The 19,626-nt window shown below is 70.9% G+C and carries 22 protein-coding genes; 16 read left to right on the top strand and 6 right to left on the bottom strand.

The window, feature by feature from the left end:
• Positions 1-30 precede the first annotated feature (30 nt).
• Both AC0KTA_RS04545 and AC0KTA_RS04540 read left to right on the top strand, forming a co-directional pair.
• On the top strand, positions 31-1,068 hold the full coding sequence (locus tag AC0KTA_RS04545) for a Gfo/Idh/MocA family protein (RefSeq protein ID WP_481053787.1): 1,038 nt from the start codon (positions 31-33) through the stop codon (positions 1,066-1,068).
• The gene (locus tag AC0KTA_RS04540) at positions 1,065-2,078 is read left to right on the top strand and encodes a Gfo/Idh/MocA family protein (RefSeq protein ID WP_481053786.1); all 1,014 of its coding nucleotides are present in this window, start codon (positions 1,065-1,067) and stop codon (positions 2,076-2,078) included. Before AC0KTA_RS04545 ends, AC0KTA_RS04540 begins: the two co-directional genes overlap by 4 nt.
• 62 nt (positions 2,079-2,140) lie before the next feature.
• On the opposite strand, the gene AC0KTA_RS04535 is transcribed toward AC0KTA_RS04540, so the two are convergent.
• Positions 2,141-3,901 (bottom strand): RICIN domain-containing protein, encoded by a 1,761-nt coding sequence (locus AC0KTA_RS04535; RefSeq protein ID WP_481053785.1) that lies wholly within the window; start codon positions 3,899-3,901, stop codon positions 2,141-2,143.
• A gap of 212 nt (positions 3,902-4,113) precedes the next feature.
• On the opposite strand from AC0KTA_RS04535, the gene AC0KTA_RS04530 reads away from it, so the two are divergent.
• Positions 4,114-4,524 carry an LD-carboxypeptidase gene (locus AC0KTA_RS04530; protein WP_481053784.1) on the top strand — a complete coding sequence of 137 codons (411 nt, stop codon included), beginning with the start codon at positions 4,114-4,116 and terminating at the stop codon, positions 4,522-4,524.
• On the opposite strand, the gene AC0KTA_RS04525 is transcribed toward AC0KTA_RS04530, so the two are convergent.
• Positions 4,521-5,981, bottom strand: a complete 1,461-nt coding sequence (locus AC0KTA_RS04525) for a CAP domain-containing protein (protein WP_481053783.1) — start codon at positions 5,979-5,981, stop codon at positions 4,521-4,523. The two genes, AC0KTA_RS04530 and AC0KTA_RS04525, sit on opposite strands and share 4 nt — an antisense overlap.
• Before the next feature lie 392 nt (positions 5,982-6,373).
• Between AC0KTA_RS04525 and AC0KTA_RS04520 the strand changes: the two genes are divergently transcribed.
• Genes AC0KTA_RS04520 through AC0KTA_RS04510 form a run of 3 tightly spaced genes read left to right on the top strand, consistent with a single transcriptional unit; the run spans position 6,374 to position 9,022 of the window.
• Positions 6,374-7,684, top strand: coding sequence for a radical SAM protein (locus AC0KTA_RS04520; RefSeq protein WP_481053782.1), 1,311 nt, complete (start codon positions 6,374-6,376; stop codon positions 7,682-7,684).
• A gap of 32 nt (positions 7,685-7,716) precedes the next feature.
• Complete coding sequence (locus tag AC0KTA_RS04515) at positions 7,717-8,448, top strand: SDR family NAD(P)-dependent oxidoreductase (protein WP_481056307.1); 732 nt, start codon at positions 7,717-7,719, stop codon at positions 8,446-8,448.
• 13 nt (positions 8,449-8,461) lie between these two features.
• A complete protein-coding gene (locus AC0KTA_RS04510; RefSeq protein ID WP_481053781.1) occupies positions 8,462-9,022 on the top strand; it encodes a GNAT family N-acetyltransferase in 561 nt (186 codons plus the stop codon).
• Between the two features lie 74 nt (positions 9,023-9,096).
• Here the strand turns inward: AC0KTA_RS04510 and AC0KTA_RS04505 are convergent, their stop codons facing one another.
• Together AC0KTA_RS04505 and AC0KTA_RS04500 are read right to left on the bottom strand one after the other, a co-directional pair.
• Complete coding sequence (locus tag AC0KTA_RS04505) at positions 9,097-10,623, bottom strand: amino acid permease (protein ID WP_481053780.1); 1,527 nt, start codon at positions 10,621-10,623, stop codon at positions 9,097-9,099.
• A 75-nt stretch (positions 10,624-10,698) separates the two neighbouring features.
• Positions 10,699-11,706 carry a hypothetical protein gene (locus AC0KTA_RS04500; protein WP_481053779.1) on the bottom strand — a complete coding sequence of 336 codons (1,008 nt, stop codon included), beginning with the start codon at positions 11,704-11,706 and terminating at the stop codon, positions 10,699-10,701.
• A gap of 412 nt (positions 11,707-12,118) precedes the next feature.
• Here AC0KTA_RS04500 and AC0KTA_RS04495 point away from each other — a divergent pair, with 412 nt between their 5' ends.
• The 4 genes from AC0KTA_RS04495 (at position 12,119) to AC0KTA_RS04480 (ending at position 14,277) form a co-directional block, all read left to right on the top strand.
• The gene (locus AC0KTA_RS04495; protein ID WP_481053778.1) at positions 12,119-12,865 is read left to right on the top strand and encodes a phosphotransferase family protein; all 747 of its coding nucleotides are present in this window, start codon (positions 12,119-12,121) and stop codon (positions 12,863-12,865) included.
• Positions 12,866-12,987: 122 nt separating this feature from the next.
• Complete coding sequence (locus AC0KTA_RS04490) at positions 12,988-13,380, top strand: hypothetical protein (RefSeq protein WP_481053777.1); 393 nt, start codon at positions 12,988-12,990, stop codon at positions 13,378-13,380.
• Positions 13,381-13,544: 164 nt separating this feature from the next.
• Positions 13,545-13,685: a hypothetical protein gene (locus AC0KTA_RS04485; protein WP_481053776.1), complete on the top strand. Its 141-nt coding sequence runs from the start codon at positions 13,545-13,547 to the stop codon at positions 13,683-13,685.
• A 163-nt stretch (positions 13,686-13,848) separates the two neighbouring features.
• Positions 13,849-14,277, top strand: a complete 429-nt coding sequence (locus tag AC0KTA_RS04480) for a VOC family protein (protein ID WP_481053775.1) — start codon at positions 13,849-13,851, stop codon at positions 14,275-14,277.
• Between the two features lie 174 nt (positions 14,278-14,451).
• Here the strand turns inward: AC0KTA_RS04480 and AC0KTA_RS04475 are convergent, their stop codons facing one another.
• Positions 14,452-14,952: a MarR family transcriptional regulator gene (locus AC0KTA_RS04475; RefSeq protein WP_481053774.1), complete on the bottom strand. Its 501-nt coding sequence runs from the start codon at positions 14,950-14,952 to the stop codon at positions 14,452-14,454.
• Between the two features lie 164 nt (positions 14,953-15,116).
• Here AC0KTA_RS04475 and AC0KTA_RS04470 point away from each other — a divergent pair, with 164 nt between their 5' ends.
• Complete coding sequence (locus tag AC0KTA_RS04470; protein WP_481053773.1) at positions 15,117-15,971, top strand: alpha/beta fold hydrolase; 855 nt, start codon at positions 15,117-15,119, stop codon at positions 15,969-15,971.
• Between the two features lie 94 nt (positions 15,972-16,065).
• On the opposite strand, the gene AC0KTA_RS04465 is transcribed toward AC0KTA_RS04470, so the two are convergent.
• The gene (locus AC0KTA_RS04465; RefSeq protein WP_481053772.1) at positions 16,066-16,389 is read right to left on the bottom strand and encodes a hypothetical protein; all 324 of its coding nucleotides are present in this window, start codon (positions 16,387-16,389) and stop codon (positions 16,066-16,068) included.
• Positions 16,390-16,534: 145 nt separating this feature from the next.
• Here AC0KTA_RS04465 and AC0KTA_RS04460 point away from each other — a divergent pair, with 145 nt between their 5' ends.
• From AC0KTA_RS04460 to AC0KTA_RS04440, 5 genes are all read left to right on the top strand, one after another.
• Positions 16,535-16,852 (top strand): DUF427 domain-containing protein, encoded by a 318-nt coding sequence (locus AC0KTA_RS04460; RefSeq protein ID WP_481053771.1) that lies wholly within the window; start codon positions 16,535-16,537, stop codon positions 16,850-16,852.
• Positions 16,849-17,295 (top strand): hypothetical protein, encoded by a 447-nt coding sequence (locus tag AC0KTA_RS04455; RefSeq protein ID WP_481053770.1) that lies wholly within the window; start codon positions 16,849-16,851, stop codon positions 17,293-17,295. Before AC0KTA_RS04460 ends, AC0KTA_RS04455 begins: the two co-directional genes overlap by 4 nt.
• 72 nt (positions 17,296-17,367) lie before the next feature.
• Positions 17,368-17,811, top strand: coding sequence for a MauE/DoxX family redox-associated membrane protein (locus tag AC0KTA_RS04450; protein ID WP_481053769.1), 444 nt, complete (start codon positions 17,368-17,370; stop codon positions 17,809-17,811).
• Positions 17,808-18,812 carry a hypothetical protein gene (locus tag AC0KTA_RS04445; protein ID WP_481053768.1) on the top strand — a complete coding sequence of 335 codons (1,005 nt, stop codon included), beginning with the start codon at positions 17,808-17,810 and terminating at the stop codon, positions 18,810-18,812. The genes AC0KTA_RS04450 and AC0KTA_RS04445 overlap by 4 nt, the downstream gene beginning before the upstream one ends.
• The gene (locus AC0KTA_RS04440; protein WP_481053767.1) at positions 18,812-19,603 is read left to right on the top strand and encodes a class I SAM-dependent methyltransferase; all 792 of its coding nucleotides are present in this window, start codon (positions 18,812-18,814) and stop codon (positions 19,601-19,603) included. Before AC0KTA_RS04445 ends, AC0KTA_RS04440 begins: the two co-directional genes overlap by 1 nt.
• Positions 19,604-19,626: the final 23 nt, after the last annotated feature.

Below are 19,626 nucleotides of genomic sequence, written 5' to 3'. Positions count from 1 at the left end.
CCCCCGTACCTGAGAAAGGCCAGATCCTTCATGCCACCGCTTCACATCGGCCTGCTCGGCGCGGGCGGCATCGCCCGCGCGCACCTCCCCGGCTGGCTCGAACTGGGCGCGCGGGTGAGCGTCCACACCCCGGACGGCTCCGCCGAGAAGCTCGCCGGCGAGTACGCGGAGCTCGGCCACGACGTCACCGCCGTACCGACGCTCGACGATCTGCTCGCCGACTGCCGCGCCGTCGACATCTGCACCCCCACCCCCACCCACAAGGACCTGGCGCTCGCCGCCGTCGCCGCGGGCAGGCACGTCGTCTGCGAGAAGCCGCTCGCGCTGACCGTGCCGGACGCCGAGGAGATCGCGGCGGCCGCCGACGCGGCGGGCGTGCGGCTCCATCCGGCGCACGTGGTGCGCTACTTCCCTGCGTACGCCGCCATGCGGGACGCCGTCGTCCGCGGCGAGCTCGGCCCGCTCGCCGTGCTGCGCTTCACGCGGGGCGGGGCGCGGCCGCAGTGGGCACCGTGGTTCGGCGACCCCGCCAAGTCCGGCGGCGTGATCATGGACTTGATGGTGCACGACATCGACATCGCCCGCTGGGTCGCGGGCGACGTCGTCCGCGTCCACGCCCGCACCCGCGGCTCCGAACGCGCCACCGGCGCACCGGCCGACGTCGTCACCGCCACGGCCGTACTCACCCACGCCTCCGGCGCGATCAGCCACGTCAGCGGCCTGTGGGGGCTGCCCGACCAGCAGTTCCGTACGACGTTCCGGATCGCGGGCGCGGACGGGCTGCTGCGCCACGACTCCACCGCCGTGCCCGGTTTCCGCATCACCGCCCAGGGCGTGCGCGCCGCCAACGAGGGCATCCCGTCGAGCCCGATGACGGAGAGCCCCTACCTCACCGAACTCCGCGAGTTCGCCACGTCCTGGGACGACGGCACCGTCCGGCCACGGGTGAGCGCCCGCGACGGCATAGAGGCGGTGCGGATCGCGCGAGCGGCGGTGGAGTCGAACCGCACGGGCCGTGCGGTCGAGCTTCAACCATGGGGAACCGAGATCGGGGAGGTCGTCCGATGAAGGTCGCCGTGCTGTCCTTCGCCCACGTCCACGCGGCCGCGTATCTGACCCTGCTGCGCGACATGCCGGGCGTGCAGGTCCTGGGCAGCGACCCGGACACCGATCTCGCCGCGCCCGGCGAGACACGCGGCCGGGCGTTCGCCGAGCAACACGGCGTTCCGTACGCGGACACGTACGAGGAGGTCTTCGCGTGGCGGCCCGACGCGGTGGTCGTCTGCTCGGAGAACGCCCGGCACCGCCCGCTGGTCGAACGCGCCGCCGCGCACGGCGCGGACGTGCTGTGCGAGAAACCCCTTGCCACGACGGTGGCGGACGGCGAGGCGATGGTCGCCGCGTGCCGGGCCGTCGGAGTGCGGCTCGCGGTGGCGTTCCCGGTGCGCTTCAGCCCGGCGTACGCGGCCGTGAAGCGGGCCGTGGCCGCCGGTGAGACCGGCCGCGTCCTGACCGTGTCCGGCGCCAACAACGGCCATATGCCGACCCGCGCGCGCCGCTGGTTCGCCGACCCCGAACTCGCGGGCGGCGGCGCCCTGATGGACCACACCGTCCACATCGCCGACCTCCTCGACGACCTGTTCGCGGCCCGCGCGGTGGAGGTCTACGCCCAGACCAACAACCTTCTGTACGGGGACGAGGTCGCCGCCGAGACCAGCGGCCTGGTGACCGTGATGTACGACAACGGCGCGGTGGCCACGATCGACTGCAGCTGGTCCCACCCGCGCTCCCACCCCACCTGGGGCGGCCTGGAACTGACCCTCGTCGGCGAGCACGCCACCCTGGAGATGGACGCCTTCGACCAGAAACTCCACGGCCACAGCGAACGCGACGCCCGCCCCCTGGAGATCCCCTTCGGCATCGACCTCGACGCCCGCATGCTGCGCGCCTTCCTGTCCGGCCCCGGACCGGACGGCATGGACGTCGCGGACGGCGAGGGCGGCCTGCGCACGCTGCGGATCGTGGCGGCGGGGTACGAGTCGGCGCGGAGGGGGGCGCCGGTGGCGGTCTCGTCTTAGAAGCCATCGCGCGCAACGGCCCGCCGACTCGGTCGGCGGGCCGTATGCGACGGGTGTTCAGGTCACACGTTGGGGGCGGTCCTGGAGATGGTCCAGCGTTCGTCCTTCGCGCCGTTGCAGGTCCACTGGATGAGCTGGCTGCCCTTCTTGGCGGCGGAGCCCAGGCCCAGGCACTTGCCCGAGTAGACGTTCTGCAGCGTGTGGGTGTCCTGGTCGTACCACCACTTCAAGTCCACCGCGCCGGTGCAGGAGTACTGGATCATGCCCTTGCCGTTGGCGAGGCTGTTGCCGGTGCCCAGGCACTTGCCGGAGTACTCGTTCTGAATGAAGTAGGCGGGGTTGCCCTTGTTGTCCTTGGTCTTCTCCAGGACCCAGCGCTCGTCCTCCTTGTTGTTGCAGCCCCACTGGATGACCGGCTTGCTCTGGCCGAGCTTGGCGCCGACGCCCGCGCACAGCTTGCTGTAGTCGTTGGACAGATACTGGGAGTTGTCGGCCCTCCGCGGCTGCAGGGAGAAGACGGTGCGGCTGGGGATGCGCTCGCTCATGCCCCACAGGCGGCCCGAGGAGTGCGAGTAGGACAGGTTCTGGGTGAGGGGCGACGTGGTGGTGAGCATCCTCACGGCGCGGTCCGGCTTGGCCTGCCAGATGCAGTAGAAGGAGTCCTCGTTCACGGGATTGGCGACTTCCCTGTAGTTCTTGTCGCACATCGCCGACATGTAGTAGTACGTGCCGTCGGTGGCCACGCCCTGCAAGCCGTGGACGGGAGCGGCGTAGGCTGCCGTCGCCGTGATGGGGGACGTGCCGCCTTCCCCGATGAGGTCGAGCGGCCAGCGGATCACGTCCACAGGATCGGGTCGTTTCGCGTTCCCGTAGCGTCCGGACACCAGGCGCGGCGGTGACACACTGCGGTCCAGACTCAGCGTGTTCAGGCAGGCCACGGCTCCGTCGCAGTTCAAGTTGGAGCGCTTGTCCTTCGGGGCCGCGTCCTGCTGGGCCTTGGTGCGGTTCGAGTAGCGGGCGACCATGGGCAGGGCCCACTGGTGGTACTCGGCCGCGGACGTGCCGCCCGAGATGCCCGACTCCTTGGAGATGGAGTTCACCTTCCACAGGTGGTTGAGGTCGTAGATCTGCAGTTCGCCGCCGTTGGCCACGAACAGCCTGTTCCCGTACCAGACCACGCCGTCGGAGTGCATGTCGTCGACCGAGGTGAACTGCGGGTTGGCGCGGCTGCCGGTGGGCTTGACGAGCAGAACGTGCCCGTAAGTCCACTCCGTGCCGGTCGACTTGACGATGGAGATGCGGCCCTTCGTGCCCCGCACGTCCCCCTTGCCGTAGTACCAGGACGCCATGTACAGGTGGCTGCCGTCGACCTTGCCGCTCGGGTCCGCGTCGTGCGAGGCGGTGAAGCCCTGCGGGTGCCAGCCCCCGGCCTGGGAGTAGGCGTCGGTCTTGTCGTCGGTCTCGTCCCAGCAGAACCCGTTGTACTTGAACGTGCCGTTGATGCCGGTCGTGTGGCACAGCTTGCGGCCGATGTGCTGCCTGGACTGGGCGACGCTCAGCGGGGAGACCCGCGTCACGACGCCCTTCGCCTCGGCCCCCTCGATGACGGAGCGCGCCGTCTGCCCCTCGCTGACACCCGGCATCTCCCGCGGATGGAGAACAAAGCCGGACCGGTCCTTGCTGCTGAACAGCTTGCCGCTGTCGTTTGGCTTCTCGGCGGCGACCGCCTGCTGACTGCCCGATATCAATGCCGCCACCGAGGACAGCGCGAGCAGCACCGCTGCGCTCCGCCCCCGACGGCGACTGCCTGGCTTCAAAAACATGCGCTGTACAGTAATTGACCAATAGTTACGGAACAAACGGGTATCGGTGCAGCTCCCGCTCCGCGCAGTGAGGCGGTCCCTCCCAAGGAGCTACACCCAGCCCGGGCCGCTGATTTGGCTGGGGCGGCGGCGCCAATGATGGTGTCGCGTGGTGCTGAGGGTGTCGGGACCCGGAGATCTCGTCGTTGTCGCATCACTGTCCGGGCCGCTCCATGCCGTTTACGAGCCTGACCTCAAGCGGTGGGACAACGGCGCTCGGATACCTTGACCTGATCGACGTCGAGGCGATCACTGCCGACCCCAAGCCGATCCCCGGCTACAGCGACATCTCGCTGCTGCATCTGGTGCTCTACCCGGTCTGGTCGGCTTCCACTTCGACTTGGCCACCCCTGGACTCGGCGGGCACTGGCAGCGCGCGCCCATCGCACGCAGGGCGAGGCCGTGATCGTGTCCGCCTACGCCGCCAACCGAGATCCACGAGCCTTCCACGACCCTGCCGGCTCGACCTCAACCGTCAAGTCGATGCAGCCGACGTGCTGCAGGACATGCTGGGGTGCGGGAACGGCACCTGCACCACCTGGCACCGGGAACATGGCCGACCGGACCCATCGGGCACGCCCTAGCCCCCGAAGAGCTGTGTCCAGTACGTCCCCGCCGAGCCGCCGCCCGCGAAGCCGACGCCGAGGTGGGTGAAGGCGGGCTTGAGGATGTTGGCGCGGTGGCCGGGGCTGTCCATCCAGCCCTGGACGACCTCGGCGGCCGAGCGCTGGCCGCACGCGATGTTCTCGCCGACCGTGCGGTGCGCGCTGCCCGCGGCGGCGGCGCGGTGCCAGGGCTCGCTGCCGTCCGGCGCGGTGTGGGAGTAGAAGGCGCGGGCGACCATGTCGGCGCTGTGGGCCTGGGCGGCGGCCGTCAGCCGGGGATCGGGCGCGAGGGGGCGCAGCCCGGCCGCCGTCCGGTGGGAGTTGGTGAGCGTGAGCACGTCGGCCGTCGTGCGGGCCAGGCCCTGCGGGGAGAAGGGCTCGGCCCACAGCGCCGTCCAGAACACGTCCCCGGAGCGTGCGTCAGGGACGTGCGCCACGCCGACGTGGCTGTACCCGCGCTCCAGGACCGTCTGCCGGGAGCGGTCGTCGCCCAGGCAGTAGTCGAGGAAGTCGGCCGGGGTGCGCGGGCCCGACACGAGGTGCTCGCCGATCGCCAGGTACGCATAGCCCCCCGCGGCCACGCGCTGGTGGAGCGAGACGCCGTCCGCGCCCTCGGAGCCGAGCCGCCCCCGCGCCGCCATCCCGGCGGCGTGCGCCCGGGCGGCCTCGGTGAGCCGGGCGTCGAGCGCGACGGGCGGGGCTCCGGCGCGGGCGCGCGCGGCGTTCACGAGGATGAGGAAGGTGTCGGTGGTCGGGGGCGGCGGGGCCTGGGCCGGGGCGGGGCGTGCGGGCCAGGGGGAGGGGGATGCCGTCGGGGGTGGGGGAGCGGTGGGGGTCCGGGGGCGGGGAGGGCCGGAAGTGCTGCCGGAGGAGGCGGGGATTCCGGGGCCCGGAGGGGCAGGCAGACGGGATGCTCGGGGCGGCAGCGTGGGGGAGGGCGGCGCAGGCGGCGCCGTTTCGTCGGCCACGTCGATGCCGAAGTCCCGCGCCACCCCGGCGAGTCCGTCCGCATACCCCTGCCCGAGCGCGCGCAGCTTCCACGCGGCGCCGCGGCGGTAGATCTCGGCGAGCAGCAGCACCGTCTCGTGGTCCGGGCGCGGCGGCCTGAAGCGGGCGACGGTTTCGCCGCGCGGGCCGCTGACCTGGAGGGCTATCGAGGGCAGCCGGCCGAGCGGGGTGCCGGGCTCGGCGGGGCTCACGACGACCGTGACCCGGCTCGCGCCGGTCCGCAGGCGGCGCGCGTCGACCGTCACCGTGTCGCCGCTGAGGCGGGCGCCGGACGTGGCGGGCTGGTTGTAGAAGACGAAGTCGGCGTCGCCCGCGACCTTGCCGCTGTCGCCCGTGATCAGCACGGACAGGTCGAAGGGGCCGGGCACGCGGAGGGTGAGGGCGCCGTCCGGCAGCGGCAGATTGCCTCCCGGGATCAGATCGGTCATCGGCGCCCCCTGCGCATCGGGTCGGGTCGGGTGAGTTCGGCTGGTCGGTCGCGTGACTTGGTGAACGCGCAGGCCCGGCGGCTGGGTTCCCGGCCACCGCCCCGGGCTCTACCCCGCGCCCCACCCCGGCCACCACCGCGGGGTCCACCCCGGGGACGAGGGCGCCCCCGCGCCGTGCGGAGCCCCGGCCGCGACGGCTGGGACCGAAGGCGGACGACGGCTGCGACCGGAGGCGGATTCGGCGCCGCGCGGGCCGGTATTAGCGTGGACCTTGCGCGCGGTGATCCCGAGCGCCGTACAAAACCGGACGTATGCGGACAAGCAACGCCAAACGGCGCCTATGTGACGTCCATACAACGTCAAAGCTCAAGAGGATCCGAGGTGCCCGCCCCATGCCCAGGCGTACGGAGCTGATCGAAGGACTCATGCAGCGGCACTCCCAGGTGCCGCGCGAGGCCGTCATCAAGGAGGACCTGCTGCGCGGCGGGATCGCCTTCGACGAGTCGGCGCTCAGCGACAGCGCCAACGAGGCCTCCGGCGACGTCAAGCCGAAGTCGTACTTCATCTTCTCCTTCGACCACGGCACCCTGCCCGAGCTGGGCGAGGCCGCGCTGCGCCGCCCGCCGGAGGAGATCGTGCTCACCGGCGGCCCCTACGAGCTGCGCCGCACGGTGGTGTCGGTGCGGGTGAACCCGTCCTCGCCGTACCGCGTGGCGGCCGACGCCGACGGCATGCTCGGCCTCTACCTGGACGGTCAGCGCATCTCCGACGTGGGCCTGCCCCCGATGCCGGACTACTACCGGCACAAGCTCGCGAACGGCAAGTCCGTCATGGAGGTCGCCCCGACCATCCAGTGGGGCTACCTGATCTACCTCACCGTCTTCCGCGTCTGCCAGTACTTCGGCGCCAAGGAGGAGTGCCAGTACTGCGACATCAACCACAACTGGCGCCAGCACAAGGCCGCGGGCCGCCCCTATACCGGCGTCAAGCCCGTGGAGGAGGTCCTGGAGGCCCTCGAGATCATCGACAAGTACGACACCGCGAAGGCGTCCACGGCGTACACGCTGACCGGCGGCGCCGTCACCTCGCAGATCGGCGGCAAGGACGAGGCCGACTTCTACGGCCAGTACGCGAAGGCCATCGAGGAGCGCTTCCCCGGCCGCTGGATCGGCAAGGTCGTCGCCCAGGCGCTGCCCAAGGAGGACGTGCAGCGCTTCCACGACTACGGCGTGCGCATCTACCACCCCAACTACGAGGTGTGGGACCGGCGCCTGTTCGAGCTGTTCTGCCCCGGCAAGGAGCGCTACGTCGGCCGCGACGAGTGGCACCGGCGCATCCTGGACTCCGCCGAGGTGTTCGGGCCGCGCAACGTCATCCCCAACTTCGTCGCGGGTGTCGAGATGGCCGAGCCCTTCGGGTTCAAGACCGTCGACGAGGCCATCGACTCCACCGTCGAAGGCCTGCGGTACTTCATGGGGCACGGCATCACGCCCCGGTTCACCACCTGGTGCCCGGAGCCCACGACGCCGCTCGGCAAGGCCAACCCGCTGGGCGCGCCCCTGGAGTACCACGTGCGGCTGCTCCAGGAGTACCGCGCGACGATGGAGGAGTTCGGCCTGTCCTCACCGCCCGGATACGGCCCCGCGGGCCCCGGCAACGCGGTCTTCTCGGTGAGCAGCTTCATGGACAGCCTCCCCGCGTGACCCCCACCCCCACGACCCCGGCCGGAGGCCCCATGGAACAGCACGTGACCGTCATCACCGGTGGCACCCGCGGCATCGGCGCCGCGATCGCCCTGCGCCTCGCGCAGGACGGCCACGACGTCGCCGTCGGCTACCGCTCCGACGAGCAGGCCGCCGAACGCACGGCGGAGGCCGTCCGCGCGACCGGCCGCCGCTGCCTGGCGGTCCGCCTGGACACGACGGACGAGAAGGACGTGGACCGGCTCTTCGAGACGGCCGCCGCCGAACTCGGCACCGTCACCGGGCTGGTGAACAACGCGGGCGTCAGCGGCCCCAACGGCCCGCTCGCGGACGCCGACGCCGAGGGCATGCGCCGCGCCATCGACGTGAACGTACTCGGCTATCTGCTCTGCGCCCGCCGCGCCGTGCGCGACATGACCCGCACCGGCGGCGGCGCCATCGTGAACATCTCCTCCGGCGCGGCGACCCTCGGCAGCCCCGGCCAGTACGTCCACTACGCCGCCACCAAGGCCGCGACGGACACCATGACCGTGGGCCTCGCCAAGGAGGTCGCCCCGCTCGGCATCCGCGTCAACTGCGTCGCCCCGGGCGTCATCTGGACCGAGTTCCACGAGGACCCCGAGCGCCCGGCGAAGCTCGCGCACACCATCCCCATGGGCCGTTCGGGCCGCCCCGACGAGATCTCCGGCGCCGTCTCCTGGCTGCTGTCGGACGACGCGTCGTACACGACGGGGGCGGTCCTGCGCGTGGCGGGCGGCATGTGAGCCAATGACCGGCATGAGCTCCGAAACCGTCCGCCTCACCGACGACACCGTCCTGCGCCCCGCGGCCCTCGCCGACGCCGAGGCGCTGGCCCGCTCCTACCGGCGCAGCCGCGCCCACCTCAGCCCCTGGGAGCCGATCCGCCCGGAGCGCTTCTTCACCCCGGAGGGACAGGCGGAACGGCTGCGCGCCTACGAGGAGAAGAGTGAGGCGGGCCTGGAGGCGAGGTGGCTGATGTGGGACGAGGGCGCCGGTGAAGTCGCCGGCGCGCTCACCCTCTCGAACATCTCCCTCGGCCCGTTCCGCAGCGCCGTCCTCGGCTACTGGACGGACGTCACGTACGCGGGCCGCGGCCTGGCCACCGCCGCCGTGACCGCGGTGTGCGCGGCCGCCGACGAGCGGCTGCGCCTGCACCGGATCGAGGCGGGCACCCTCGTCGACAACACGGCGTCGCAGCGGGTGCTCGCCAAGTGCGGCTTCGAGGAGTACGGCCTCGCGCGCAACTACCTCCACATCAACGGCGCCTGGCGCGACCACCGCCTCTTCCAGCGGATCCTCAACGACCGCGAGCCGTAACCGCCTTGGGACCCAGGGGCCCGAACGACCATGAGCCGTAGGCCCTTTCGGGCCCACGGTCGGCTCGGTCGGGCCTAGATGATGTCCTCCGCGATGTCCGCCTGCTCCTTGTCCGTGCCGTACGCGGACGGTGTGCTGTAGGAGCGCCGGGCCACGAACCACCAGACGGTGGCGAGGATCAGGACGACGGCGAGGGCGATGGACGCGTAGTTCATGCTGTCGACGGTCACCGGGGACGCCTGCGGCAGGCAGAACAGGACGGTCACGAAAGCGACCCAGCACACCGCGATCCAGCCGACGGGCTTGCTCCACTTGCCGAGGTTCCACGGGCCCGGTTGGAAGCGGTCGCCCGCCCGCAGGCGCAGCAGCACGGGAATGGCGTACGCGGGCGTGATCCCGATGACGTTGATGGCGGTGACGGCGCCGTACGCGGTCGACGAGTACAGGGACGGCAGCGCGATGACACCGGCGAGGCCGACCGAGAGCCAGACCGCGGGGACCGGCACCTGCGTCTTGTGGCTCACCTTGCGCCACACCTTGGAGCCGGGCAGGGCGTTGTCGCGGCTGAAGGCGAACACCATGCGGCTCGCGGCGGCGGTCTCGGCGTTGCCGCAGAACAGCTGCGCCACGATCACGATGAGCAGCAGTGCGGTGGCGCCGGACGTGCCGACCCCGTCGATGAAGATCTGCGCGGGCGGCACGCCCGTCGCGCTCTCCTGCGTGCCCTTGTAGTCCTGGATGGCGAAGGTGAGCCCGGCGAGCAGCACGAACCCGGCGATCCAGGAGACCCAGATGGCGCGCACGATGCCGCGCGCGGCGGTCACGGAGGCGTTGGAGGTCTCCTCCGACAGGTGCGCCGACGCGTCGTACCCGGAGAACGTGTACTGGGCGAGCAGCAGACCGATCATGCACACGTACAGCGGGCTCGACCAGCCGGTGTCGTTGACGAAGTCACCGAACACCTGCGACGGCGACTGGTGCGAGTCGGGGACGATCGCGAGGACACCGACGATCACCGCGACACCCGTCAGGTGCCACCACACGGAAATGGAGTTGAGGAGGCTGACCAGACGGACGTTGAACAGGTTCAACAGCGCGTGCAGCAGCAGGATGCACAGGAAGATCACGAACGTGGAGCCGGCCGTCGGCGTGAAGTCCGTGTGCATGCTCAGCAGGGCGCCGCTGAACAGCGCCGCGCCGTAGTCGATGCCGGCGATCGCGCCCAGCAGGCCGAGCAGGTTCAGCCAGCCCGTGTACCAGCCCCAGCGGCGCCCGCCGAGCCGGTCCGCCATGTAGTAGAGGGCACCCGACGTCGGGTACGCGCTGGTGACCTCCGCCAGGGCCAGGCCGACGAACAGGACCATGAGGCCGACACCCACCCAGCCCCACATCATCACCGCGGGCCCGCCGGTGCCGAGCCCGAAGCCGTACAGCGTCATGCAGCCGGACAGCACGGATATGACGGAGAAGCTGATGGCGAAGTTGCCGAACCCGCCCATGCGGCGGGCCAGGACGGGCTGGTAGCCGAGCTCTCTGAGCCGTTGTTCCTCGTCCGGGAGCGCGGGCGCCGGGACGGAGCTCGACACGGTGGTGCGGGACACTGGTGAACCTCCGGGGATGAGCGGGGGGTGCGGTGGTGTGGAGTCTTCCGAGGGGGTACGGGTGTTGATCAGCCGTCAGCCGTGCGGACCCGTGCCCGGGCCGCGCGCCGCGTGATAACAGCGCGAGCGGGCGTGGACGAAGGCCTCGGCGGCCGCGTCCGCGTCCCCGGGCGCATCGGTGCGGTACGTCCACGGCACGACCGTGAAGAACGGGTCCAGAGCCTCGAACACCCGGACCGTGTCGTGGAATTGATGGGCACCCCACAGCGCGTGCGCGAGGTAGTTGAGGTCGAGCAGCGAGGTCGACTCCGGCCGCGCGTGGTCGAACCAGAGCTGCAGCGCCCTGAGCGCGCTGCGCGTCGCGTCCTCCGCGACCCAATGCAGGTCCAGGGCACGCTCGTTGCCGCCCTCGCGGCGGTAGCGCTCCACGCGCGCGTACAGCGGAAGGACGTGCAGCGCCGAGCCCGCGGGCGCCGCCGCGGACGCCCAGTGCACGAAGTTGACCGCCTCGGTCAGCGGCGCTCCGCGCCTGCGGTGGTAGGCGAACTGGAGCATGCGGTGGTACGCCTCGCGGTTGCCGGGATCGCGCTTGTCGGCCTCGGCGAGGATCCCCCACGGGCCGGGGAAGAGCATCGGCTCCGGCGCCGCGACGCGGTGCTCGTCCCACCGCTGACCCTCGTCGAGCTGGGCGAGGGCGAGCAGGCAGATCCAGGGGACGGGGTCCTCCGGCGAGGTCTGCGAGGCGACACGGCAGGCGTCGTTCGCCTCCCGCCACAGCTCGTTGGTGTGCCGGTGGCCCGCGCGGTGCGCGCGCAGGGCGCGCTCCACCGTGACGCGGGTGTGCAGGATCGTCGCGGCGACGCTGCGCGGCTCCTCGGAGAGCCAGGCACGCACCACGTCGGAACCGGCCAGGGCCGCCGCCAGGATCTGCGTACGCTGCGTCCACAGCCCCCAGTCGGGGGTCTCGGTGAGCAGGTTTCTCGTCGACACCCAGCGGCCTGCCTTGAGGTCCTGGAGCACGGCGCGCAGGGGAGCGTCGTGACCGGCCGGGTGGTACACCGGTCGGGCTAACGGCATCGGCATGGGTCCTCTGGGCTCTGGCTCTGGAGCGGGTGGGGGGTGTCCGCGGTGGTGTATGGGGGTGAGCCGTAGGTGGGAAAGAAGGCGTGAAGTGGAGAGAAGGCGTGAAGTGGGCGAGAAGGCGTGAACTGGTGTGTGGGTGGCTGATGTTGTTCGGCGGTCAGTGTAGAGCCGAGTCTTCCGATTACCGGCTGGTCCTCGGATCTTTCTTGACCAAGTTGTGTCGACACGGCGCGCCGGTGTGCATTTTGCGCACAGTCCAACTCGTTTGCCCTGACGGCACCGGCCGGCGGGTCCGCCCCGATGGGCCGCTCGTCGGGGAAGCAGGCTGATGAGGGCGGGACGCGGTCAGCCGCGCAAGCGCACGCGATAAACCCGGCGACGTCGACGATCATCCCCGGGATACTGGTCGCCCATGGATGAGGTCAAAGTCGTCGTCGCCCATTCCGAGCGCGCGACCCTGCACGTGGGCGACGTGTTCTTGAAGGTGGACGCCGATCAGGCGCGCATCGACGCCGAGGTCGAGGCGATGGCCCTGGTGCCGGTCCCGACCCCGAAGGTCCTGTGGCGCAAGCCGCCCGTGCTCGCGATCGCCGCGGTCCCGGGGACGGCGCTCGGCCGCCTCGGCGAGCCGTCGACCGCGTCGCAGGCGGCGTGGGCCGCGGCGGGTGCCGCCGTCCGGAAGCTGCACGACGCGCCGTTGCCGCCCTGGCCCGGCCGGCGCCGCCGGAGTCCCGGCGAATTGGCGGCGGAACTCGACGGCGAGTGCGAGTTGCTCGTGGCGAACGGCATCCTGCCCGCCGACCTGGTCACCCGCAACCGCCAGGTCGCCGAGGCCGCGCTGCGGCCGTGGACTCCGGTGTTCGCGCACGGCGACCTGCAGGTCGACCACGTCTTTGTCGACGGCGACGAGGTCACCGGCATCATCGACTGGTCGGAGGCGGGCCGGGGAGATGCCTTGTTCGACCTCGCCACCTTGACGCTCGGACACGAGAAGCGCCTCGGCGACGTCATCGCCGGCTATGGCACCGATGTCGACGTCGAGGTGATCCGCGCGTGGTGGTCGTTGCGAAGCCTGCTGGGCGTTCGCTGGCTGGTCGAGCACGGCTTCGACCCGTTCGCGCCGGGCTGCGAGGTCGACGTGCTGAGATCCCGGATGTGAGGCTGCGCGGGCCGGAGCGTCCCGGTAACCGGCGACCGGACAGCCTGCCGGCGGGCTGACGCGCCTCGCACCGCGTCTGCTTGAATGCGGCCCAGCCTGCCGTCCGTCACGGGGAGCCCCGCATGCGTCGAACGCCCGCTGTGACCGCCCTCGCCGTCGGACTGCTGCTCGTCGGGTGTTCCGAGGAGACGGAGCCGATCACCGGGGAGTGGGTCGCGGACGGGCCGCAGCCGCCGGGGTTCTCCGACTTCGCGGACCGGGCAATGATCCGCGTCGACAAGAGCGGCAAGGCCGTACTCGGCACCTCGCCGACGAGCCTGTGCGGGGACGCGAAGGTGACGGCCAAGGACGAGGACGAGGGCGACGGCGCCGAGTACCGCATCGCGTTCAGCTCTGCGTGCATCACGGTCAGCGTCCCGGTGAGTCTGGAGGTCGTGGTCGACGGGGACACCTTGGAGGCCACTCCCACGGGCCGGCAGAGTGGGAAGCCCTTCCGCTTCCGGCGCGCCGACTAGGTTCACTGTCGTAGCAGTCTCCCGTTCACCTGCGGATGAGGCCTCGCCGGCGTGAAGTCGGGGAGCGCAGCCCCAGCCCGCCTTCTTCTGGGGCGAGTTCGTGAAACGCGCTGATACGGTCCGGTGGCCGCTGTGCGCCCTGGGGAGGGACGCGGGCGGTCACCGTGACCCTGGACGCGACGGTGTCCCGCGCCTCGCACCCGCTCGTCGACGCCATCGTCTTCGTACTGCGCCTCACACGCATGCAGGACCTCAAGGCCCGCTCGGGCGGCCGGATCCCGAAGCCACTCGCACAGTCCTTGTGAAGCGCCTTGTCCAGCTCGATGAGGGCGAACCGCATCGTCATGACGACGCCCGCCGAACAGCGCGGCGACGGCCGCGGGCAGCTCCTGGAACACCCGCCCCGTGTCGGCGGGGAAGGCGAATGAGCAACAATGAGCAACAGAGTCCCCCTGTTAGGGTGCGCCGATGTCATCGATCAAGCAGTTCCAAGTCACCTTCGACTGCGCGGAACCTGGGCGTCTCGCTCGCTTTTGGTGCGAGGTGTTGGGGTACGTCGTACCGCCGCCACCGGAGGGGTTTGCCACTTGGGACGATTTCAAGCGTTCGCAGCCACCTGAGCAGCGGGATTCATGGTTCGCCTGCATAGATCCCTCAGGTGTGGGCCCGCGGCTGTACTTCCAGCGCGTCCCCGAAGGGAAGGCCGCCAAGAACCGGGTGCATCTCGATGTGCGGGTCGGCACCGGACTCGTGGGCGAAGAGCGCCTCGCCGCACTTGAGGCCGAATGCGCACGGCTGATCCCGCTCGGCGCCGTACACGTGCGAACGCTGTATGACGGCAATGATGCGTGCATCCCGATGCTGGACATCGAGGGCAACGAGTTCTGTATCGACTGAGCATCGAGCACCCTCCGAGCCGGCGAGGCGGGGAGCCGCCTCCCTCGGACCTCGCTGAGCCCGTCCGGGGCGGGGGTTGGCCCATGAGGGCGAGGCTGTGCAGCCGGGCGATGCCGCGCACCGCAGGCCCAGGGCCGGGATGCGCCGAACCGGCGAGGCTCGGCGGACGTGTGTTCATTGTCCAGCGGAGTCGTCCCGTTGGGTTCGTCGTCCAGCGGCGGTGACGTGGCGCATGGCCAGCAGGAAGCGCTGCACCACGGCCAGGTCCTGCTCGTCGAAGGAGTGCATCGCGGCGACCATCTCGTTGATCAGCGGCCCGAAGAACGACCAGCCCAAGGCGACGGCCTTGTCCTCGACGGCCAACAGCACCCGGCGCCGGTCGCGGGTGTCACGCTCACGGCGTACGAGCCCCATCCACTCGAGCCGGTCGACGAGAGCCGTCACGGCCGCCGAGTTGAGCCCCAATTGCGCGCCCAGCCATCCCGGGGTGGCCGTGGTGTCCGAACGGGTGGCGTCGAGGAGGCTGATCAACGCGCGTACGTCCGTGGGATGCAGCCCGTTGCGGGCGGCGAACTCGGCGCCGAACAAGTCGAGTTCGACCGTGACGGCTCGTAGGAGGTGCACCAGCTGCAGACCGGGGTCCTGCTCGTCCGGCGTCGGGGGTGGATCGCTCACGTTGCTCGCCTTCCTCGTCTATCTTCGTCCCGAGTCTGTCTTTGTCTCGCGTCTGCCTTTGTCGTCCGCCGCTATTATCTCACTCATCGATATAATTGCTGAGCGAGGTTTCGTGCGAGCGGCCACGACAGCGACAGCAGCGGTACGGCATCAGGGGGCAGGACATGGGGCGGGGCAACACCGGCGACCAGGCGACCTTCTTCGCGGCGTACGACGCCATGCTGCGACGCTGGCCCGTTGACGTCACCGGCATCGAGGTGCCGTCGCCGTACGGCAGCACGCGGGTCCACGTCTGCGGCCCGGAAGGCGGCGCCCCGCTCGTGCTGCTGCCCGGAGGCGGAACCACCTCCATGGTGTGGTTCGCCAACGTCAAGGACCTCTGCCGTGACCACCGGGTGTACGCGGTCGATCTGATGGGCGACATCGGCCGCAGCGTCCACGACGGGGCGCCGCTGCGTGGCACCGGGGATCTGATGGCGTGGCTGGATGCGGTTCTGGAGGGCCTCGACCTGGCGGAGACGCGGTTGTGCGGCCACTCCTACGGGGCCGCGATCGCGCTCAACTACGCGCTGCACGCGCCCCGCCGCGTCAGCCGACTGGCCCTTCTCGACCCCACCAACTGTTTCGCCGGGCTGAGCGTGCGCTATCTGCTGCGTGCGCTTCCCACGCTCCTGAGGCCCACCGTCGCGCGACAGCGGGCCTTCCACTTGTGGGAGACCGGTCGGACCCCCGAAGACCCCGCGTGGCAGGAATTCCTCGACAGCACCACGACAGCGGTGCGGTCCAAGGTCATCGCCATGCGCCGCCCCCGGCCGGAGGATGTGCGGGCCTGCACCGTTCCGACCCTGGTGCTCCTGGCCGAACGCAGCCGGGCCCACGACGCGCAGCGGGTGGCGGCCGCGGCCCGCGGCCTCCTTCCCGAGGAAGGCGTTGTCATCCTGCCGGGCGCCTCCCACCACTCCATTCCCACCGAGCGGCCCGCCGAGCTCAACCGTCTGCTGACGCAGTTCCTGGCCTGAGCGCCGCACGGGCACCCGCCTCCGAACGGCGGCCGTCGATGTTGGCCAACTACCCGGCATCGTCCTTGATCGATCCGTGGCGATCCTCGCTCTTTCAGGTGTCCTGCAGTACCCGTCGGAGCCGGTCGGTGCTCGGTGCGCCGTCGGGGCGGCCCTGTTCGTCGCGGTAGATGCGGCACGCGAAACCGGTCGGGGTACCCGGCAGGGCGAAGGGGTCGACGCCGTCGACGAGCAGGGTGGGGGAGCCGTGCATGCCGTGCGCGGCGGCTTCCGCCTCGTCGGTGATCTCGTGTACGGGGGCCCGGGCGCCGAGGCCGGGCTCGATCTGCTCCAGGCGGTCTTTGAGCAGAGCGGCGTTCGGGCAGTCCGGCACGGCGAGCACGATCAGTTCCATGGCGTTCCTCTCGCTGCGGTCCATGGCGCTCCTCCTTGCCGCCGCAGAGGTCTGCGTACTCCTTGACCGTACGAGGTGACGCGGGCGCGGAACTGTAAGCGCGCTCACCGACGACGGCCCGGCAGCGTTCTAGCGTCGCCATGAGAGCACCCTCGTAAGGAGGCAGGTCGTGCTGCGCGCAGTGTGGAACGGCACGGTGATCGCGGAGGCCCCGCGCACCAAGGTCGTCGAAGGCAACCACTACTTCCCGCCGGAGTCCGTGCACCGGGAGTACCTGGAGAAGAGCCGGACCTGGTCGCTGTGCCCGTGGAAGGGCATCGCCCGCTACTACACCGTACGAGCCGGCGACCAGGCCAGCCCGAACGCGGCCTGGTACTACCCGCACCCCACCCCGCTGGCCCGGCGGATCAAGAATCACGTCGCGTTCGGGCAGGGCGTCGTGGTCGAGGGCGAGAAGGAAGCGAAGGAAGCGAAGGAAACATCGTGAGGGCGGCGACTCGGATCGTCGTCGGCGCGGCGTCGGCAGCCGCAGCCTGCGGGGGCGTGTACGTGGGGCTGGTGACGGGAGCGCTGCCGCTGGATCTGGGCGTGGGCAGGCGCACGCGCCGTCTCGGCCCGCGGACGGTACGCATCGCTGCCCCGCGCGAGACCGTCTTCGATGTCGTGGCCGAGCCGTATCTGGGCCGGGCGACACGGGCCGTGCGCGAGAAGGTACAGGTCCTGGAGCGGGGCGGTGACATGGTGCTGGCCGCGCACGTCACGCCGCTGCGTGGGTCGTTGAAGGCCGTCACCGTCGAGACGGTGCGGTTCACCCGGCCCGAGCGCGTCGACTTCCGCCTGGTGCGCGGCCCCGTGCCGCGGGTGGCGGAGTCCTTCGTGCTCACCGAAGAGGCCGCGGGCGGGGCCGAGCGGCGCGCCCGGCTCCGCTGATCCCGTGTCTGCCTCGTGCTCGGTGAGCGCGCTTACAGTCCGGGGCCGGGGCGCGGGCCTAGCGTCGCGAGCATGGTGTTGCGCATCGTGCTGGGCACGGTCTATACGGCGATGGCTGTGGGCCAGCTGGTCTCGCTGCCTCGCATGCCGGGCATCCTGGCCGCGTACGGGCTGGTCAGCGGGGCTGCCGCAGGGGTCCTCGCGGTCGGGCTGATCGCGGGCGAGCTGGTGTGCGGCATCTGGTTCGTGTCCCGGCCGCGGTCACGGGCGTGGGTGCCGGTGGTGGCGTACACGGCGGTGTCGCTGGTGTGGTCGCTGCTGGCCGTGCAGGCGTACGTACGCGGACTCGACGTCCCCAACTGCGGCTGCTTCGGCCGCTATCTGCGCCAGCGGCTCAGCTGGATCGTCCTCGTACAGGACGCCCTGACCCTCCTGTACGCGGTGCTGCTTGTGCGCGCCACCCGGCACCGCGGGTCCGCGGCGCCGGCCTCTCACCTCCCGATGGAGACGCGATGACAGTGCGGAAGAAGCCGCAGGAAGCAGACCGGGACGAGGTGTTCGTCGAGTTCACCAAGTCCATCTGCCCGGTGTGCAAGTCGCCCGTCGACGCTCAGGTGAACGTCCGCGAGAACAAGGTCTTCCTCCGTAAACGCTGCCGCGAGCACGGGCAGTTCGAGGCGCTGGTCTACTGCTTCGCCGACTCCGGGCACCAGAGCGACGGCTACTCCCTCACCCACGAGCAGTGCGAGCGCATGCTCGACGGCTTCGAGGAGCGCACCCATCTGGAGATCCGGGGGCGCGACCTGCGCGTCTTCAAGCAGCGCGCGCTGGACCACTGTGCCGAGGCCGGGCTGACCGTCACGCTGGTCGCCGCCGTCGAACGCGGCCTGAACGAGCACGAGTTGGGCGCCGTCATCGAGTACGGCCTCGACCACCCGGCCGTCCGCTCGGTGGCCTTCCAGCCAACCTGCCGCTCCGTCACCTACCTCCTGGTGGGCGGTGAGCCGGGCAACCGCACCGTGGTCCCCATCCCCCGGCTGCTCCAGGTCGAGGACTACCTCGATTACGTCACCAACCGCGTCCTGCCCGACACCGGCATCCGCGAGGCCCTGGAGAAGCTGTGGTCCGCCTCCGCCTTCATGGGTACGGAGACGACCGAGGAGAAGCTCCGGGCGACCGCCGAAGCGCTGGACTGCGCGGACGACTGCGGCATCGATCTCCCTGCTGCCGTACGGGAGTTGAACGACAAGACGTTCGTGATCGTGGTGCAGGACTTCCAGGACCCCTACACCCTCAACGTCAAGCAGCTGATGAAGTGCTGCGTCGAGGAGATCACCCCCGACGGACGGCTCATCCCGTTCTGCGCCCACAACTCCGTCGGCTACCGCGAACAGGTCCGCTCCGCCATGTCCGGTGTCCCGGTCGACGGCGTGGTGCCCAACGCCCTGCCCCTTCGGGACCAGCTGACCCCGACGCCGTACGGCTCCAAGACCGTACGTACGCAAGGAGGTTCGTGATGACCGCCGAGGACGACCTCAAGGCGTGCTGCGCCGCCGCGTACTCCTCCGACATCGTCGGCCTGCTGCTCGGGGACTCCTACCACCCCGGCGGCACCGCCCTGACCCGCCGCCTCGCCGACCAGCTCGCGCTGACGTCGGACAGCCGCGTCCTGGACGTGGCCTCCGGGCGCGGCACCACCGCCCTGCTCCTGGCCGATGCCTACGGCGCCCGCGTGGACGGAGTGGACTACTCGGCGGCCAGCACATCCCTGGCCCAAGGCGCCGCCCAGGCCGCCGGTCTCGCGCAGCGGGCCGTCTTCACCACCGGCGACGCCGAGCACCTTCCCTACGACGCCGGGGGCTTCGACGCCGTGGTGTGCGAATGCGCCCTGTGCACCTTCCCGGACAAGGAGCGGGCCGCCGCCGAGTTCGCCCGCGTCCTGCGGCCCGGCGGACGCCTCGGCATCACCGACGTCACCGCTGCCCCCGACCGCCTCCCGCCCGAACTCTCCACGCCGGCCGCCCGGATCGCGTGCATCGCGGATGCCCGCCCGCTCGCCGAGTACGCCGAGATCCTCGCCACGGCCGGGCTGCGCACCCTGCGCACCGAACGCCACGACCAGGCCATGCTCCGCATGATCGACCAGATCGAGGCCCGCCTGAACCTGCTGCGCATCACCGCCGCGGCGAAACTCGCGGACGCCGGGGTGGACCTCGCCGCGGCGCCCGGCGTCCTGGAGGCGGCCCGCACCGCCGTAGCCGACGGCGACCTAGGCTACGCCCTGCTCGTCGCCGAGAAATCCCCCTGACGGCCGTACGGCCACCGGCCGAA

The organism is Streptomyces sp. Y309, from assembly GCF_056712025.1.
The sequence above is the reverse complement of the archived record's forward strand: the minus strand, read 5'-3'. Positions and strand labels throughout refer to the sequence as shown.